We start from the raw sequence: 18,045 nt of genomic DNA, 5'->3' as shown, positions 1-18,045 counted from the left end.
GCTCTCCTCGGCTCAATCGTGAAGCTTGATGGAACTTAAATGATCCAGTACACTACTCGGAGCAAGTGAAACATTGCTCTCGGTGCAATAATGTCCAAGTTCGAATACGTGAAGCTTGCCGATGCCATTGCTCTCGATATCTCTAACGGCACGTTAAGGCCGGGCGACCGGCTGCCGCCGCAGCGCAATTTTGCCTATGACCGTGGCATCGCGGTCTCGACCGCGAGCCGGGTTTATACGGAGTTGCTCCGCCGTGGCCTCGTCGTCGGCGAGGTCGGCCGCGGCACCTTCATCTCCGGCGCCATCAGGCGCGAGGTCGAGGCGCTGAGCGAGCCGCGCGATGCGCGGATCGATTTCGAGGTCAATTACCCGCTGCTGCCGCAGCAATGGGCGATGATCGCCAAGAGCCTTGCAGGCCTCGAGCGCGTCGACGCGCTCGAATCCGCGCTGCGCGTCTCCACCAGCACCGGCACCAAGAGCGCGCGCAATGCGGCCGCCGCCTATCTCGCGCGCAAGGATTTCGCGCCGCAGGCCGAGCAGATCGTCTTCACCGCCAACGGCAAGCAGTCGCTCGCGGCCGCCCTCGCAGCCCTCGTTCCCACCGGCGGCCGCTGCGGCGTCGAGGCGCTGACCTATCCTTACGTCAAGAGCATCGCCGCGCGGCTCGGCGTGACGCTGGTCCCGATTCCGATCGACGAATTTGGCGCGCGCCCCGACGCCATCCAGAAGGCGCATCGCGAGGCGCATCTGTCGGCGCTGTATCTCCAGCCCATCATCCAGAACCCGCTCGGCGTCACCATGAATGCGACGCGGCGCGTCGACATCATGCGCGTCGCCGAGAAGCTCGATCTCACCATCATCGAGGATGCCGTCTACGGCTTCCTGGCCGACGACACGCCGCTGGCCGCGCTCGGCCCCGACCGCTGCATCGTGATCGACAGCCTTTCCAAGAAGGTCGCGCCGGGCCTCGCGCTCGGCATCCTGGTCGCGCCGCCGCGATTGCGCGAGAGCGTGATGAGCGCGGTCCGCACCGGCGGCTGGATCGCGTCCGGCCATGCGCTGGCATCCGGACAGCGGCTGATGGCCGACGGCACCGTCGCCGAGCTGACGCGGTTGAAACGCATCGACGCCGCGCGCCGCCAGCAGACCGCGGCAAGGCTGCTCGCCGGCTACCAGCTCGCCGCGGATCCGCGCTCCTATCATCTCTGGCTCACGCTGCCGGCGCACTGGCGCTCGCAGACCTTCGTCGCCGCGGCAGCCCGGCGCGGCATCGCGCTGACACCGTCCTCGACCTTCGCGATCGCCCATGGCCACGCACCGAACGCAGTGCGGCTCGCCCTCGCTCCGCCTTCGTTCGAGCAGCTCGATTCCGGTCTGCGCACGCTCGTGTCGTTGCTCGGCACCAAGGAAGAGGATTTCGACTCGACGGAGTAGCGCGCGCTTGCCCCAAGCTCAGGCCGCCGGCCATTCCGCGATGAAGCCCCTCGCCTTGTAAGGCTCGATCTTGTCCCATTCATGCAGCATGCGGCGGCAAAATTCGGGATCGGTGTGCCAGAGCGCGCGTGACGTCGCAAAGCTGTCGACCGTGAGCAGCATTTTCTCGACCTCCGGCCAGTGCCGGTGCAGCGTCATCGGATAACGCCGCGCGGTCCAGGTGTTGCCGAGGCAGATCACGCGGCGGACATTGTGCAGCCCGAGCGCCGCGTCGATGATCGGCAGCGAGAGGATCACGTTCTCGCCGGTGTTTAGGGCACGATGCTCCTCGAGGATTCGGTCGGCCGGAATGCCCGCCGCGACCATCGCCGCCTTGATGATCGTGCACTCGGATTGCTCCGAGCCCGCCGTCACGCCGCCGCTGACAATCGACCAGCGAAAATAGCCCTGGCGCCACAGTCGCCCCGCCGTATCGGCCCGCAGCGCCACGTCCTCTCGGGTGCCGAACATGAACAGGAGGTCCGCCGGCTGCAGCGGCGTCTCGATGAGATGGGCGCGGTTGATCTCGGAGATCTCATCCGCCGAAGGCCTCCGCGTGCTGCGATCCAGGGTTGACATGGCAGCACGATGCGACACCGCCGCAACGGCGCGAAGTCACGTTTGATTGCGGCCCATTGCACCAAAGGCAAGGCATTTAGGGCAGCAACGCTCTCGGCAGGCGATCGAAGCTGTAGCTCCGCGGCTGGTTACGCCGGACGAAACCGCCGATCTGCCAGGCGAACAGCGCGGCAAAACCGATGATGAACAGCGCGCCGGCGAATTCGCCGATCGCGAGCGCGCGGACCAGGAGCCCCGTCATCGCCACCGCAAGCACCGCAAGAAAAGCCAGTATTGTCGCGTAGGTCCTGCGGCCAAGGCCCGCGGTCAATTCGGCGCGGCTGCCGGCCTGCGCCATGCGCGCGTGCAGCGCGACGATGAAGTTGCGAAAGCCATTGTCCTGCGGCGCCATCAGGGCCGCGGTCTGCCAGCTCGTCGACAGGATCGCGATGCGGCCGCCACTGGCATGGCTGACATCGGCGCGAAAGCGGTGCTGCTGCATCGACACCGGGCGGAACGACAGCCGGATTGCACTGATCTCGCCATAACGCCACAGGCCCGAACGGCCGCCGATGTGCCAGGACAGCCCCTCCTCCGTCAGCTCGAAGCGATGCGCCGAGCCGATCAGCGACGCCTTGTAGGCATAGCTCGCACCCGCAGCCATCTCAGCTCCCGAATCCCGCATCTTCACAATCGATCCTATCCGGGCGATCCACTCTGCGATCCGCTTGCGTGAGCGCCCTGACCCATCCTACAAGCGAGCCATGGCTGAGACGATTTTTTTCCGCGCCGCCTGATTCTCGGCGCCGCCGTGATCTCCGGCGTGCTGCTCGCGCTCGCCGTGCACATGCTGGGCGCGCGCTACGGGCTCGACCTCGGCGGCCTCTGGCACTCGGACACGCACGAGTTCATACCGGCGGGCGCGGCGATCGCCTGGTGGCTGATCGCCTCCGTCGGCTTCTCCGGCGGCTATTTCACGGCGACATTGATGCAGAGCGCCGTCTCGGGCCAGATCCCGCAACGGATGCGACAATTCCTGATCGCGGTCGGCGTGCTGCTGCTTGCGGGTGCTGGCCAGGTGGCCTCGGCGCCGAGCCCGGTGCCGACGGTCTCGGGCGTGCTGGCCGGAATTGCCGCGCTGGGCCTCGGTGCTGTGATGGCGTTCTGCGGCGCGCATTTCGCACTGCGCCGCGGCTAACCTCAGGCGGTTGCGCGCAACGGCGGTCGGTCCAGCATGATCGCAACATCGGAAGCCGGCCGCGGCTTGCTGAACAAATAGCCCTGCGCCTGGGTGCAGCCTTCGCGCCGGAGCAGCTCGAGTTGCCCGTCGTTCTCGACCCCCTCTGCCGTGGTGACAATGCCGAGGCTGCGGCCGAGGCCAGTCACGGCACGGATGATCGCCATGGAATCCTCGCGCGTCGCGAGTTCCGACACGAAGGAGCGGTCGATCTTGATCTTGTCGAACGGGAAGCTGCGCAGATAACTCAGGGACGAATAGCCCGTGCCGAAATCGTCGAGCGAGATGCGCACGCCCATTGCGCGCAGCTCGTGCAGGGTGGTCAGCGTCGCCTCACTGTTCTGCAGCAGCACGGATTCGGTGATCTCGAGTTCGAGACGGCGCGCGTCGAGGCCCGACAACGCCAACGCCTCGGTCACGGATGCGATCAGATTTGGGTTCCTGAACTGCACGGGCGACAGGTTGACCGCGACGTCGACATCGTCAGGCCAGGTCGCGGCGTCGGTGCAGGCGGAGCGTAGCACGAAATCGCCGAGCTGGATGATGAGGCCGGTCTCCTCGGCCAATGGAATGAAGCTGAGGGGCGCGATCAGGCCGCGCTGCGGATGATTCCAGCGCAGCAGCGCCTCGAACGCGACGACGCGACCGCTGGCGACGTCGCGGATCGGCTGGTAGTACGGCTGGAACTCGTCACGTTGCAGCGCCGCGCGCATATCCATCTCCAGCAGACGCCGTGCTTGTGCGCGCGCATCCATGCCGGTCTCGAAGAAGCGATAGGTGCCGCGACCATCCGCCTTGGCGCGGTACAGCGCGAGGTCGGCGTTCTTCAGCAGTTCATCGGGATTGTCGCCGTCCTGCGGGGACAGCGAGATGCCGATGGAGACACCGATGATGATCTGATGGTCGTCGATCTCGTAAGGCGCCGAGATCACCTCGACCAGGCGGCCGGCAAGGGACCTTGCCGCGGCTTCCTCGGAACGTCCGATCTGGACCACGGCGAATTCGTCGCCACCGAGCCGCGCCACGGTGTCGTTCTCGCCGACGGTGACCTTCAGCCTGCGCCCGACCTCCTTGAGCAGCGCATCGCCGATGGGGTGGCCGAGCGAGTCGTTGATGTCCTTGAAGTGATCGAGATCGAGACAAAGCACGGCGAGCTGGTCGCCTGAATTGGTCCGGCGCAGTCCCTGCACGAGCTGCTCGTGGAACAGCACGCGGTTCGGCAAACTGGTCAGCGCGTCATGGCGGGCCATGTGCGAGATCTTGGCCTGGGCCTCCAGCCATTCGGTGATATCCTCGAAGGTCGCGACCCAGCCGCCACCCTGCATCGGCTGGTTGACGACCCGGATGGAGCGGCCGAACCTGGTCACGATGTCGGTCGTGGCGCGGCTCTCGCGCGCGTCGGCGACGAGGCGCGCGAAGAATTCGCCGGCATCGCCCTGCCACTGACCCTTCGCCTGCTCCTCCCGCAGCACGTCGACCAGCAGTCGGCCGGTGAGCAGGATGTCGGTGCGGCCAAGCATCGCAGCATAACGCTCGTTGAACAGGATGATCTTGCCGTCCGCATCGAACATGCACAGTCCCTGCGACATGTTCTCGAGCGCGGTATCCAGCACGACCTGCTGGCGGCCCAGTTCGCCCTTGGCGCGGCGATCAAGCAGCGCGGCCACCAGCGCAATCGCGATGATCGCAACTGCGGCACCCGCGGTAAGAAAGGACAACGAGGCCGGCGGGATCGATAACCCGCTGATCGCGAGCGTCGGATCCGGCGTCAGAACGACAGCGCCCATTGCGGTGAAATGATGTGCGACGATGGCGACCGTCAGCAGTGTGCTTGCGGTCAGCGCGTGGAAGAGGTCGTCGCGCCGCGCAGCGACGAACAGCGCGAGCGCCGCGAAAACAATTCCGAACAGTACCGAGGCGGCAACCGTGCTCCCGATCCAGTCGACCCGTGCCGGCATCTCCAGCGCCGCCATTCCGGTATAATGCATCGTCGCGACTGCGGCGCCGACGATGGCGCCGCCGAGCACGATCCACGGCGCGCGCACGGAAGTTGCCGCAAGACTCAACCCCACGAAGGTTAAGGAGATCGCGAAGATCAGGGAAAGGATCGTCACCGGGATGTTGTAGGCGCCGGCACCGCCCGGCCCGTAGGCGAGCATCGCAATGAAATGCGTCGCCCAGATGCCGCATCCGCTGACGGCGGCATCCAGGGCGATCCAGACCAGACGCCCGGAGCCGTGCGTCGCGCGCGCCCGGTGAAACAGGCTGATCGCCGCCGCGCTTGCGAGCAGGCACACCGCGCCGCCAAGCGCGACGAGCCGCCAGTCGTGCTCCTCGGTGAGACAGTAGAGAACTTGATGCATTGCGGGCCCCTATCGACCCACACTTGAACCGACAGAGATGGACAGTCGGTAACCGGCTACGTGCCTGTTTCGGGGATGGTGAACGGAAGCTGTGTTCAATCGCTCGGATTGTTCATCCGCGCGAAGGCGCGCCGAGGCCGATCACGGCGGCGGCGAGCAGCAGCACGGCCGCCGACACGACCAGCGACAGGTGCAGGCCGGTCACAAACGCGCCTTCCGAGGCCACCAGCGAACCGAACAGCGCAACGCCGAGCACGCTGCCTGTCTGCCGCGTCGCGTTCAGGACGCCCGCCGCGATGCCGGAGCGTGCCTTCTCGACGCTGCCCAGCAAGGTCGAGGTCAGCGGCGGCACCAGCAGCCCAAGTCCGCTGCTGATCGCGATCATCTGCGCAAAGATCGCCCAATAGCTTGTGCCGGCCTCGATCCACAGCAGGCCGAGACAGCCGAGCGCCGAGACGCAGGCTCCGACGACGATGGTCGGGCACGGGCCGATACGCTCGGCGAGGCGCGGCGCCAGCAGATTGACCGGCAGCACCACCGCCATCATCGGCACAAAGGCGAGACCGGTCCACCACGCCGACAGGCCGTTGATCCTCTGGAAGTAAAGGCTGAGCACGAAGATCAACCCGTAAATCGCGACGTTCACGAGCAGGCCGACGAGCGCGGTCAGGCTGAACAGCCGGTGATCGAACAGGGACAGGGGCAGCATCGGCTGCGTCGCGCGGCTCTCGCGCCAGACGAACAGCACCGCCAGGAGAGCGGCTGAAGCGAACGCCGCGAGCACAGCCAGATGCTGCCAGCCAAGCGCGCCCCCTCGATGATCGCGCCGGCGAGCGCCCCCAGCGCACCAATTGCCGCGAGCTGGCCGGGCAGATCGATCTCGCGTGAGGGCGCGCGCGTGGTCTCGGTCGCATAGCGCCAACTCAGCCAAAGGCCGATGAGGCCGATCGGAAGGTTGACGAGAAAGATCGCGCGCCAGCCGACCAGCGTGATCAGCGCGCCGCCGACGAAGGGGCCCGCGGTGAGCGCGAGGCTCGCACCGGCCGCCCAGATCGCGACGGCGCGGCCGCGCTCGCGGTCGTCCGGATAGGCATGATTGAGCAGGGCAAGAGAATTCGGCACCAGGATCGCCGCCGCCAGGCCCTGGACCAGCCGCGCCCCAATCAGGACGGTCGCATTGGGCGACAGCGCACAGGCGAGCGAGGCCGCGGTGAAGATTGCGAAGCCCGCCATGAAGACGCGCTTGGCGCCGATGCGGTCGCCGAGCGCGCCGGCCGTCAGGATGAAGGCGGCAAACGCAATGGTGTAGGCGCTGACAACCCATTGCAGCTCAGCGACGCCGCCGCCGAGCGTCCTGCCCATCGCGTCGAGCGCGGTGTTGACAACAGTGACGTCAAGTTGCACCACGCCATAACCAAGGCTCATCGCGGCAAGGGTGAGGGACGTTGCAAGCCGGGAGCCGGAATGCGGCACGCCGGCTTCGAAGGCTTCGTATCTTGCGGTGCTTACTCGCATGCTGCCATCTCGGTTGCAGCCCCATGCGAACGATACGCTTCCAGCCCCTCGTCCTGTTACGACAAGGATCGAATGATGGATGCGTGACGGATGCGTCATGTTCGAGCGTCGCGCGGATGGCCGCGCGACGCTCTATTCTGGCTACGCCTGGCCTCAGCTCGCAGCGCGCAGATTCACCTTGCTCTCGGCGATCGTGGTCAGCTTCTTGTCGGTGGCCTTCTCCTCCTCGAGCGTCTTGGCGAGCACGCTGGCGCAGTCGTTGCGGCCGAGTTGCTTGGCCCAGGCGATCAGGCTGCCGTAGCGGACGATCTCGTAATGCTCCGCCGCCTGTGCCGCGTTGATCAGCGCGGCGTCGAGCACCGCCTTGTCGGCGACTTCGCCGGCGGTCTCGTCGGCTTCCTCGATGATGCCGTCGATCGCGGGGCAATCAACCGCCTTCACCTGCGCACCGTGCATCTTGAACACTTCCTCGAGGCGCTTGACGTGCTCCCTGGTTTCTTCGAGGTGCGTCAAAAAGCCCTGCTTCAGCTGCGGATCGGTCGCCTTATCCGCCATTTTCGGCAGAGCCTTGGTGAGCTGCTGCTCGGCGTAATAGATGTCCTGGAGCTGATGCACGAACAGGTCGTTCATGGTTTTGATGTCTTTTGTGAACAATCCCATCGGTCCGATCCTCTCCGGGTTGTGGGAACACGGAGGCACCGGCTTGCAGGAGAAGCCGGTTATTCCGCCATGTTCGATTGCTGATGCGGCACTAACCAGCGCACGGCATCGTCGTTCCAAAAAAGCCCTCATCTCTTGCGCTGGAACAATACCGGCCATGCAGGATCTGAGACTATGTCACGGACGGACGCGACCGATCCCCCGACTCATATGCTTAACGCGCGTCCGATGTGAACCGCGTATGACAAAGTGGCTGGTCCAAGGCAGAACCTATCCTTGTCAAGGGCTGCACAAGTCACTGTTTTTGCCTTAAATGAGCTACATCATGCCTAGCGATCCAAGCCCACATCGGGCACTGATCGCATCCGACCGGCCAATGTCTGGCCTGGTCGGTCTTGCCCCCGCCGGGAGGATGAATGCACGGACTGCTGACCGCGCTGAAGCGCGGCTTCAAGAGATGGATCGGCTGGCGGCGACTCGGCGTTGCGGCGAGCGTCTTCATCATCGCGTTCGCGATCACCACGCTGGTGCGGACGCTGAAGGGCATCGACACCGGGGTCATCCTGACCGCGTTGACCGAGATCCCCCGCGGCAATATCGGGCTGGCGGCGATCTGCGTATGCTTCGCGTTCTGTACGCTGACCTTCTACGACTTTTTTGCACTGCGAACGATCGGCAAGAAGCACGTGCCCTATCGCATTGCAGCGCTCTCCAGCTTCACGTCCTATTCGATCGGCCACAATATCGGCGCCACCGTCTTCACCGGCGGCGCGATCCGCTTCCGGATCTATTCGGATTACGGGCTGAATGCGATCGACGTCGCAAAAATCTGCTTCCTGTCGGGCCTGACCTTCTGGCTCGGTAACATCTTCGTGCTCTCGATCGGCATGGCCATCCATCCGGATGCCGCCTCCTACATGGATCAGCTGCCGTCGTCGATCAACCGGCTGATTGCGATCGGCGGCCTCGCCTCGATCGGCGCCTATCTGGTCTGGCTGTGCATGGGCGAGAAGCGCCGCGAGCTTGGCCAGAAAGGCTGGAAGGTGGTGCTGCCCTCAGCGCCGCTGACGCTGGTGCAGATCCTGATCGGCGTCGTCGATCTCGGATTCTGCGCGCTGGCGATGTACCTTCTGGTGCCGGCCACTCCGCAGATCGACTTCCTGTCGCTCTCCGTGGTGTTCATTTTGGCGACTTTGCTCGGCTTCGCCAGCCACGCCCCCGGCTCGCTCGGCGTGTTTGACGCCGCCATGCTGGTGGCGCTGCCCGAATTCGGCCGCGAGCAGCTTCTGGCCACGCTCCTCGTCTTCCGCATCCTCTATTTCGTGATCCCGTTCGGTCTTGCCATCTCCATCATGGGCGCACGCGAGCTCTGGATGAATGTGGTGGAGCCCTGGCAGGAGCGCCGCCGGCTGGCGGAGGCCTGCGCGCAGGCCAACCTGCCCAAGCAGGTGGCAGCGATGGAGCGCGAGCGGTCGCTGCGGCAGGCCAGCAAACGCTGAGCGTGATATCCGGAGAAGTGCGAAGCGGTTTTCCGAAAAGATCATGCGCCCACGATAGTCCGCTGGACGCCGGCCCGCAAAACCGTCAGACCAATGTTGCAGGCGGAGAGCAGCTCTCTTATTTCCGCCTCAACTTTGCCGTTGAAGACGCGAGCCATGATCCCTTTATTCCATCGCCGTTTCCTCGCCGGTGCCCTCCTGCTCGCCGGGCTCCTCACCGCCTTGCCGCCGGAGCGGGCGGCCGCGCAGGACGCGGGCGCCATGCAGATCAGCTGGGAGGTACGAAACCGCTTCCGGCTGTTCCGCGAGGAGCGCGACTTCCTGCTCCATGTCGAGAACGCGCGTAACCGCAGCATCCTCGCCGCCGAGCAATCGCTGGAGCTCCAGAGCGAGGGCCGCGGCTGGGCCCGCAACATGGTCAACCGGCTCTGCATCGACCTCCAGGGCCGGGTCAACCAGCCCTGCACCCGCGACAACACGAAGGAAAACTACCTCACCCCCATCGACCATCCCGTCACCGTGCGCCTCGCCGGCGCGGTGCCGGTCGGCGCCACCTGCGCCTGGTCGTTCGACGACGGCGACGGGCCGCAACAATCCACCTTCGACTGCGCCGAGCCGATCAATCTGCGGGTCCGCTACGGCAAACAGACGGTCGCGAGCGTCGATGTCTCCTCCGGCTCCGATCCGACCCAGCGGGTCCAGACCGAGATCCAGGTCCGCGACATCTTCGTCGCTGGCCTCGGAGACAGCATCGCCTCGGGCGAAGGCAATCCGGACCGGCCGCTGGCGCTGTCGGACGAAGGTTTTTGCTTCCGCTCCTATCTCGGCACCGCCGGCGCGCAGTATTACCGGCCGAGCCGAGCCGGCTTCAAGGGCGGCCGCGCCTGCGAAGCGCCGGATACGCTTGCCAACTGGCAGCGCTACAGCGCCCTCTGGTTCAACTCGCCTTGCCACCGATCGCTCTACAGCTACCAGGCCCGCACCGCGCTGGCGCTTGCGGTACGCTACACCCACGTCGCGGTGACCTTTCTGCCGCTCGCCTGCACCGGCGCCAGCATCAGCGACGGGCTGCTCGGCTCGCAACGCGCCCGCGAATGCCCGCCCGGCAAGACCGGCGTCTGCAACATCAGCGTGAACGCGCAGGTCGCCGAGCTGCGCGAGGCGCTGACCGCCGCCAGGAAACGCCAGCCCGAGCGCACGCTCGACCTCGTGCTGCTCTCGGTCGGCGCCAACGACGTCTATTTCTCCGGCCTCGTCGCCGACGTGATCGTCGAGACCGCAACCGAGCGCGCGATATTCCGCCGCTCCGGCGTGATGGCGAGCGTCGATGATTCCCGCGATGCGCTGGCGCGCGAGCTGCCGCAGAATTTCGTCAAGCTGCGTGAGGCGCTGAAGCCGCTGGTCGGCGGCGACCTCTCGCACGTGGTCTACGTCTCCTACGCCAACCCGGCGCTCGCCGATGGCGGGGTGCCCTGCCGCGGCGGCCGCGCCGGCTTCGACATCCATCCATCCTTCAACGCCGATCCGCAGCGCCTCGCCCGCGTCTCGACTTTCGTCGACACCGAATTCCTGCCGCAACTGAAGGGGCTCGCCACCTGCACCCGCGGCGCGCTGTGCCGCGATCCCGAGGCCGATCGCATGACCTTCGTGGATTCGCATCAGGCGGCGTTCGCCGATCACGGCTTCTGCGCGCATTCGGGCAACGATCCTGAATTCGACCGCACCTGCTTTGCCGAGAACGGCCAGAGCTTCAATCCTGACATCGTGAGCGCGGCGAGCCAGCCAATGCTGTGCGGCCGCGGCGCCTCCGAATTCCGCGCCTATTTGCCGCGCGCGCGCTGGATCCGCGACGCCAATGACAGCTATTTCGCCGCGATGACCTATCCGCAAGGCTTGCCGGCAGCAAGCCAGCCGACTGACATCCATGACGCGACCTGGGGCGTGCTCTCCGCCGTCTATGGCGGCGCCGTGCATCCGAGCGCCGAAGGCCACGCCGCGATGGCGGACGCGGCGCTCCCGGCCGCAAGCGCCGTGCTGGGTCTGGATGCGGCACCGCCGGGCGTGACACGCGGGCTGCTCGCGCCGCTGCTGCCCGGCGCGCGGCAGTAAACGCGCGCGGCCTCTACCCGCACACTGTCGTCGCCCGCGCAGGCGGGCGATCCAGTACTTCGTGACAGACGTAATTGAATCGAGACGTCGCGGCGTACTGGATTTCCCGCCTTCGCGGGCAATGACAACGGCGTGCGTGGTGCCAATCTGGTCCATCACCTCAGTCGTTCCTCCGACCTGCCGTTCCATCGATCCAAAAGCAGCATCGATCGATACTGCCTTGAACTTGGACACTTTGCCGCGCGCACCTCTAGGAGTCGCAGTGGGGAAACGTTTCGAGTTCTAAGGAGGCGCGCAATGAGCGCAGTGATGTCCGCAACGGACGTGAGAAGGTCTCGCGTCAGGCTGTTCATCGTGACCATGTTGTTCCTGGTCACGACCGTCAATTATGCCGACCGCGCCACGTTGTCGATCGCGGGCCCCGCGCTCTCCAAGGAGCTGCATCTCGATCCCGTCGCGATGGGCTACATCTTCTCGGCGTTCGGATGGTCCTATGTGATCGCGCAGGTGCCGGGCGGCTGGCTGCTCGACCGCTACGGCTCCCGCCTCGTCTATGCCTTCAGCATCATCGTCTGGTCGCTGTTCACGACGATGCAGGGCTGGGTCGGCTTCTTCAGCGCCGGCACCGCGATCACCGTGCTGTTCGGCCTGCGCTTCCTCGTCGGCATCGCCGAAGCGCCGTCTTTCCCCGCCAACGCCCGCATTGTCGCGGCCTGGTTTCCGAGCAACGAGCGCGGCACCGCCTCTGCGTTCTTCAATTCCGGGCAGTATTTCGCAACCGTGATCTTCGCGCCGTTGATGGGCTGGATCGCGCACGACTACGGTTGGCGCTATGTGTTCTTCGTGATGGGCGCGCTCGGAATCATCATGGGCCTGGTCTGGATCAAGACCGTCTACGGGCCGAAAGAGCACCCCGGCATCAACGAGGCTGAATTCGACTACATCAAGGACGGCGGCGCGCTGGTCGATCTCGACGCGCCCAAAGACGATCTGAAGCAAGAGCGCGCGCCCGAGGCCGGCTCCGGGTGGGACCACATCCGCCAGCTGCTTTCCAACCGCATGATGCTCGGCGTCTATCTCGGCCAGTACTGCATCAACACGCTGACCTATTTTTTCCTGACCTGGTTCCCGGTCTACCTCGTGAAGGAGCGCGGCCTCTCGATCCTGCAAGCCGGCTTCGTCGCGACGCTGCCGGCGCTGTGCGGCTTCATCGGCGGCGTGCTCGGCGGCGTCATCTCCGACGCGATCCTGCGCAAGACCGGCTCGTTGACGATGGCGCGCAAGATCCCGATCGTCGGCGGCATGTTGCTGTCGATGTCGATCATCGCCTGCAACTATGTCGACGGCCAAGCGCTGGTGGTCGGCTTCATGGCGCTCGCCTTCTTCGGCAAGGGCATCGGCGCGCTCGGCTGGGCTGTCGTCTCCGACACCTCGCCGAAGGAAGCCGGCGGCGTCTCGGGCGGCCTGTTCAACACCTTCGGCAATCTCTCCTCGATCAGCACTCCGATCGTGATCGGTTACATCCTGGCCGCGACCGGCTCCTTCAACGGGGCGCTGATATTCGTCGGCGCCAATGCGCTGGTGGCCGCATTCGCCTATCTCGTGGTTGTCGGCAAGATCGAGCGCGTGGTGCTCAAACGTTCCTCCTGAGGGCTCCCCATGGGAGCTTGACCAGGCAACTTAACGGCGGCTTCACGGCCGCCGTCTTTGTTTTGGGAGTAATCGATGCTAGAAGCGCCGGGGAAACGCCTTATCCATCTAAGGCATGTATCGATGTTCGACCTCAACCAGCTCCGCTGTTTCGTCACGGTAGCGGAGGAATTGCATTTCGGCCGCGCCGCCGCACGGCTGAACATGACCCAGCCGCCGCTGTCCCGGCAGATCCAGGTGCTCGAGCACATCATCGATGCGCCGCTGCTGGAGCGTACCAGCCGCTCGGTGCGCCTGACGCCTGCCGGGCGCAGCTTCCTGCCGGAAGCGCGGCGCATCCTGAAGCTTGCGGAAAGCGCCTCGCAGGTCGCCCGCCGTATCGCGCTCGGCAAGTCCGGCTCGCTGAAGATCGGCTTCACCGCGGCCGCCGCCTACGGCTTCCTCCCCGAACTCGTCGCCGCCTGCCGCGCCAAGCTGCCCGAGGTGGACTTCTCGCTGAAGGAGATGGTGTCGGGCGACCAGTTCGAGGCGTTGACCTCGGGCCAGATCGATGCCGGCCTGCTCAGGCCCCCGATCGCGCGCCCCGAAATCGCCAGCCGCCGCGTCGTCGCCGAGCCCCTGCTCGCCGCGATCCCGAAAAAGCATCCGCTGGCGAATGCCGAGACCATCACGATCAAGGATTTCGACAACCAGCCCTTCGTGATGTATTCGCCCTATGAGAGCCGCTACTTCCACGACGTGCTGGTGGCGCTGTTCACCCGCGCCGACATCCTGCCGCGCTATGTCCAGCACCTGAGCCAGATCCACTCCATCCTCGCCATGGTGCGCGCCGGCCTCGGCCTCGCCATCGTGCCGGCGGCTGCGGCGAGCCTGAAGATCGCGGACGTCCGCCTGCGGCCGCTGAAGCTGCGCACCCGCGTCCCGGTCGAGTTGTTCATGGTCTGGCGCCGCGACGACGAGAATCCGCTGCTCTCGGCGCTCGTCAAGATCGCGAGCGAATTGTCCTCGGCGGAGGTGATGGAAGATTGATGCTGATTTCGCATCGGTCGATATAGGCTTTGGCTTGGACCCGCATCGAACGGTCTCCTAAACCACGGCGCATGGACGCGCAACCTTTGCGTCCTCCACAACACGAGACCAGGGAGCAGCGCCCATGAGCAAGATGACCCCGCAGGAAATGGCCCAGAAGATCGGATCCGGCCTGCTGTCTTTCCCCGTCACGCCGTTCAAGGCGGACTACTCCTTCGACGAGACGACCTACCGCGCCAACATGGACTGGCTCTGCGGCTATGACGTCGCAGGCCTGTTCGCCGCAGGCGGCACCGGCGAGTTCTTCTCGCTGACGGCGGCCGAGGTTCCGCAGGTCGTCAAGATCGCCGTGGATGAGACCAAGGGCCGCGTGCCCGTGCTCGCCGGCACCGGCTACGGCACCGCCACCGCGCGCGAGATCGCGATCGGCGCGGAGAAGGCGGGCGCCGACGGCTTGTTGCTGCTGCCGCCCTATCTCACCCATGCCGAGCAGGACGGCCTTGCTGCCCATGTGGAAGCGATCTGCGCCTCCGTGAAGATCGGCGTCATCGTCTACAACCGCGACAACGCCATCCTCCAGCCCGATACGCTCGCCCGCCTCGCCGAACGCTGCCCGAACCTCGTCGGCTACAAGGACGGCATCGGCGACATCGAGCTGATGACCCGCGTCTACACCAAGCTCGGCGACCGCCTGACCTATATCGGCGGCCTGCCGACCGCTGAGACCTTCGCGCTGCCCTACCTCGATATGGGCGTGACCACCTACTCCTCGGCGGTATTCAACTTCGTTCCGGAATTCGCCACCAACTTCTACGCCGCCGTGCGCAAGCGCGACCACGCGACGATCCACGCCGGCCTGAAGGACTTCATCCTGCCGCTGATCGCGATCCGCAACCGCAAGAAGGGCTATGCGGTCTCGATCATCAAGGCCGGCATGAAGGTGATCGGCCGCGATTCCGGCCCGGTCCGCCCGCCGCTGACCGACCTCACCGAGCAGGAGATCGCGGAAGTCACGGCGCTGGTGAAGAATCTGCCCGCCATCCGATCGTCACAACAGGCTGCAGAATAACAACAACACAGGGAGGAGCCTGCGATGGTCAAGACCGAGATCACTGGCGCACCGGTCGTCACCGCGATGCAGGTGATCCCGGTCGCAGGCCGTGACAGCATGCTCCTCAATCTGAGCGGCGCGCATGCGCCGTTCTTCACCCGCAACATCGTCATCCTCACCGACAATGCCGGTCACACCGGCTTCGGCGAGGTGCCTGGCGGGCAGAAGATCTGGCAGACACTGCAGGACGCCCGTGATCTCGTGATCGGCAAGACCGTCGGCGCGATGAACAACATCCTCGCCGATATCAGGACCGCCTTCGCCGATCGCGATGCCGGCGGCCGCGGCAAGCAGACTTTTGATCTCCGCGTCATGATCCACGCCGTCACGGCCGTGGAGTCCGCGCTGCTCGATTTGCTCGGCCAGCATCTCAACCTGCCGGTCGCAGCCCTGCTCGGCGAGGGCCAGCAGCGCACCAGCGTCGAGACGCTGGGCTATCTCTTCTTCGTCGGCGACGGCCGCAAATCCAAGCTCGACTATGTCGGCGGCGAGACCGGCAAGGCGGAATGGTTCAACCTCCGCCATCAGGAGGCGATGACGCCGGAGACCGTGGTGCGGCTCGCGGAAGCCACCCACGACCATTACGGCTTCGCCGATTTCAAGCTCAAGGGCGGCGTGCTGCGCGGCGAGCAGGAGATCGAGGCCGTCACCGCGATCGCCAAGCGCTTTCCGAATGCGCGCGTGACTCTGGATCCGAACGGCGCATGGTCGCTCGACGAGGCCATCAGCCTCTGCAAGGACATGCACGGCATCCTCGCCTATGCCGAGGACCCCTGCGGCGCCGAAGGCGGCTTCTCCGGCCGTGAGATCATGGCCGAGTTCCGCCGCGCAACGGGCCTGCCCACCGCGACCAACATGATCGCGACCGATTGGCGGCAATTGTCCCATGCGCTGCGCCTCGGCGCGGTGGACATTCCGCTGGCCGATCCCCATTTTTGGACCATGCAAGGCTCGGTGCGCGTGGCCCAGACCTGCCGCGACAACGGCCTGACCTGGGGTTCGCACTCCAACAACCATTTCGACATCTCACTCGCCATGTTCACCCATGTCGGCGCCGCCGCCCCGGCAAGGTCACCGCGATCGACACACACTGGATCTGGCAGGACGGTCAGGCCCTGACGAAGGAGCCGCTCCAGATCAAGGCCGGCAAGATCGCGGTGCCGGATAGGCCGGGCCTGGGTATCGAAATCGACAGGGCCGCCATCGACGCCGCGCATGACCTCTACAAGCAGCATGGACTCGGCGCCCGCGATGACGCTATTGCCATGCAGGACCTGATCCCCGGCTGGACCTTCGACGACAAGCGTCCTTGCCTGGTTCGTTAAAAACTCTGGAGGAAGCTATGACTGCGATCCTGAAGAACTTCATCGGCGGCGAATGGGTCGATGGCTCCGCCGTCACCAAGAACATCAACCCCTCCAACACCAACGACGTCGTCGGCGAATACGCCAAGGCCGACAAGGCCCAGACCGAGAAGGCGATCGCAGCCGCCAAGGCCGCCTTCCCCGCTTGGGCGCAGTCGACACCGCAGGCGCGTTATGACGCGCTGAACAAGATCTCTCTCGAAATCATCGCCCGTAAGGAAGAGCTCGGCCGCCTGCTCGCCCGCGAGGAAGGCAAGACGCTGCCGGAAGGAATTGGCGAGGTCGCGCGCGCCGGCCAGATCTTCGCATTCTTCGCCGGCGAGGCGCTGCGCATGATCGGCGAGAAGGGCGCTTCCGTCCGTCCCGGCATCGACGTCGAGCTCACCCGTGAGCCGATGGGCGTCGTCGGCATGATCACGCCCTGGAATTTCCCGATCGCGATCCCGGCCTGGAAGATCGCGCCGGCGCTCTGCTACGGCAACACCGTGGTGTTCAAACCTGCCGAACTGGTGCCGGGCTCGGCGCATGCGCTGTCCGAGATCATCACCCGCTCCGGCATCCCGGCCGGCGTGTTCAACCTCGTTGTCGGCTCGGGCTCCGTGGTCGGCCAGACCCTGATCGAGCATCCCGACGTCGCCGCGATCACCTTCACCGGCTCGGTGCAGACGGGGCGCAAGATCGCGCAGGCCTGCGTGACCTCGAGCAACATGAAGAAATTCCAGCTCGAGATGGGCGGCAAGAACCCGCTGGTCGTGCTCGACGACGCCGATCTCAAGACCGCCGTCGAAGTCGCCGTCAACGGCGCCTATTTCTCCACCGGCCAGCGCTGCACGGCGTCCTCGCGCCTGATCGTCACCGAAGGTATTCACGACCGTTTCGTTGCGGCGGTGACCGAGCGCCTGAAAGGCCTCACGGTGGACGACGCGCTCAAGGCCGGCGTGCATATCGGCCCGGTGGTCGACCAGAGCCAGCTCGACCAGGACCTGCGCTACATAAAGATCGGCCAGGACGAGGGTGCCAAGCTCGCCTGGGGCGGCGAGTTGCTCAAGCGCGAAACGCCCGGCCACTACCTCCAGCCGGCGCTGTTCACCGAGGCCAACAACAACATGCGCATTTCGCGCGAGGAGGTCTTCGGCCCGGTCGCCGCCGTCATTCGCGCCAAGAACTACGAGGAGGCGCTCGCGATCTCCAACGACACCGAGTTCGGCCTCGCCTCCGGCATCTGCACCAGCAGCCTGAAATACGCCTCGCACTACAAGCGCAACAGCGAGTCCGGCATGGTGATGGTCAATCTGCCGACGGCCGGCGTCGACTATCACGTGCCGTTCGGTGGCCGGAAGGGTTCGAGCTACGGCGCCCGCGAACAGGGCTCCTATGCCCGCGAGTTCTACACGACGGTGAAGACCGCCTATACCTATCCCGGCTAACCACGGGCAAGATATCGTAGGGTGGGCAAAGCGAAGCGCGCCCACCGCTT

General features: G+C 65.5%; 13 protein-coding genes and 2 pseudogenes. 10 read left to right on the top strand and 5 right to left on the bottom strand.

Annotated features, from left to right (window positions below; genetic code table 11):
* Nucleotides 1-90 precede the first annotated feature (90 nt).
* Entirely contained in the window at nucleotides 91-1,434 is a 1,344-nt protein-coding gene (locus AB3L03_RS30630; protein WP_368507617.1) for a PLP-dependent aminotransferase family protein, read from the top strand.
* Between the two features lie 18 nt (nucleotides 1,435-1,452).
* Here the strand turns inward: AB3L03_RS30630 and AB3L03_RS30625 are convergent, their stop codons facing one another.
* Nucleotides 1,453-2,052: a YdcF family protein gene (locus AB3L03_RS30625; protein WP_085348846.1), complete on the bottom strand. Its 600-nt coding sequence runs from the start codon at nucleotides 2,050-2,052 to the stop codon at nucleotides 1,453-1,455.
* Nucleotides 2,053-2,128: 76 nt separating this feature from the next.
* Complete coding sequence (locus tag AB3L03_RS30620) at nucleotides 2,129-2,716, bottom strand: hypothetical protein (protein WP_247337387.1); 588 nt, start codon at nucleotides 2,714-2,716, stop codon at nucleotides 2,129-2,131.
* Nucleotides 2,717-2,842: 126 nt separating this feature from the next.
* Between AB3L03_RS30620 and AB3L03_RS30615 the strand changes: the two genes are divergently transcribed.
* Nucleotides 2,843-3,229 carry a hypothetical protein gene (locus AB3L03_RS30615; protein ID WP_368507616.1) on the top strand — a complete coding sequence of 129 codons (387 nt, stop codon included), beginning with the start codon at nucleotides 2,843-2,845 and terminating at the stop codon, nucleotides 3,227-3,229.
* Between the two features lie 2 nt (nucleotides 3,230-3,231).
* Here AB3L03_RS30615 and AB3L03_RS30610 read toward each other — a convergent pair whose 3' ends face one another.
* From AB3L03_RS30610 to AB3L03_RS30600, 3 genes and pseudogenes are all read right to left on the bottom strand, one after another.
* Nucleotides 3,232-5,631, bottom strand: coding sequence for an EAL domain-containing protein (locus AB3L03_RS30610; protein ID WP_368507615.1), 2,400 nt, complete (start codon nucleotides 5,629-5,631; stop codon nucleotides 3,232-3,234).
* A 112-nt stretch (nucleotides 5,632-5,743) separates the two neighbouring features.
* Nucleotides 5,744-7,146, bottom strand: a pseudogene (locus AB3L03_RS30605) (MFS transporter).
* 153 nt (nucleotides 7,147-7,299) lie between these two features.
* The gene (locus tag AB3L03_RS30600) at nucleotides 7,300-7,806 is read right to left on the bottom strand and encodes a ferritin-like domain-containing protein (RefSeq protein WP_007612365.1); all 507 of its coding nucleotides are present in this window, start codon (nucleotides 7,804-7,806) and stop codon (nucleotides 7,300-7,302) included.
* A 416-nt stretch (nucleotides 7,807-8,222) separates the two neighbouring features.
* Here AB3L03_RS30600 and AB3L03_RS30595 point away from each other — a divergent pair, with 416 nt between their 5' ends.
* The 8 genes and pseudogenes from AB3L03_RS30595 (at nucleotide 8,223) to AB3L03_RS30560 (ending at nucleotide 17,995) form a co-directional block, all read left to right on the top strand.
* Nucleotides 8,223-9,305, top strand: a complete 1,083-nt coding sequence (locus AB3L03_RS30595) for a YbhN family protein (protein ID WP_018457547.1) — start codon at nucleotides 8,223-8,225, stop codon at nucleotides 9,303-9,305.
* Nucleotides 9,306-9,461: 156 nt separating this feature from the next.
* The gene (locus AB3L03_RS30590; protein ID WP_247398560.1) at nucleotides 9,462-11,414 is read left to right on the top strand and encodes a hypothetical protein; all 1,953 of its coding nucleotides are present in this window, start codon (nucleotides 9,462-9,464) and stop codon (nucleotides 11,412-11,414) included.
* A 297-nt stretch (nucleotides 11,415-11,711) separates the two neighbouring features.
* The gene (locus AB3L03_RS30585; protein ID WP_368507614.1) at nucleotides 11,712-13,064 is read left to right on the top strand and encodes an MFS transporter; all 1,353 of its coding nucleotides are present in this window, start codon (nucleotides 11,712-11,714) and stop codon (nucleotides 13,062-13,064) included.
* A gap of 123 nt (nucleotides 13,065-13,187) precedes the next feature.
* Complete coding sequence (locus AB3L03_RS30580; protein WP_027518955.1) at nucleotides 13,188-14,093, top strand: LysR substrate-binding domain-containing protein; 906 nt, start codon at nucleotides 13,188-13,190, stop codon at nucleotides 14,091-14,093.
* 124 nt (nucleotides 14,094-14,217) lie between these two features.
* A complete protein-coding gene (gene kdgD, locus AB3L03_RS30575) occupies nucleotides 14,218-15,162 on the top strand; it encodes a 5-dehydro-4-deoxyglucarate dehydratase (RefSeq protein WP_027518956.1) in 945 nt (314 codons plus the stop codon).
* Between the two features lie 24 nt (nucleotides 15,163-15,186).
* A pseudogene (locus AB3L03_RS30570) lies at nucleotides 15,187-16,343 on the top strand (enolase C-terminal domain-like protein); the annotation flags it as partial.
* A gap of 18 nt (nucleotides 16,344-16,361) precedes the next feature.
* Nucleotides 16,362-16,529: a hypothetical protein gene (locus AB3L03_RS30565; RefSeq protein WP_368509134.1), complete on the top strand. Its 168-nt coding sequence runs from the start codon at nucleotides 16,362-16,364 to the stop codon at nucleotides 16,527-16,529.
* A 17-nt stretch (nucleotides 16,530-16,546) separates the two neighbouring features.
* Nucleotides 16,547-17,995 (top strand): aldehyde dehydrogenase family protein, encoded by a 1,449-nt coding sequence (locus AB3L03_RS30560; RefSeq protein ID WP_085357952.1) that lies wholly within the window; start codon nucleotides 16,547-16,549, stop codon nucleotides 17,993-17,995.
* The last annotated feature ends 50 nt before the right edge of the window (nucleotides 17,996-18,045 follow it).

This window comes from Bradyrhizobium lupini (assembly GCF_040939785.1).
GTDB classification, from domain to species: Bacteria; Pseudomonadota; Alphaproteobacteria; order Rhizobiales; family Xanthobacteraceae; genus Bradyrhizobium; species Bradyrhizobium canariense_D.
The sequence above is the reverse complement of the archived record's forward strand: the minus strand, read 5'-3'. Positions and strand labels throughout refer to the sequence as shown.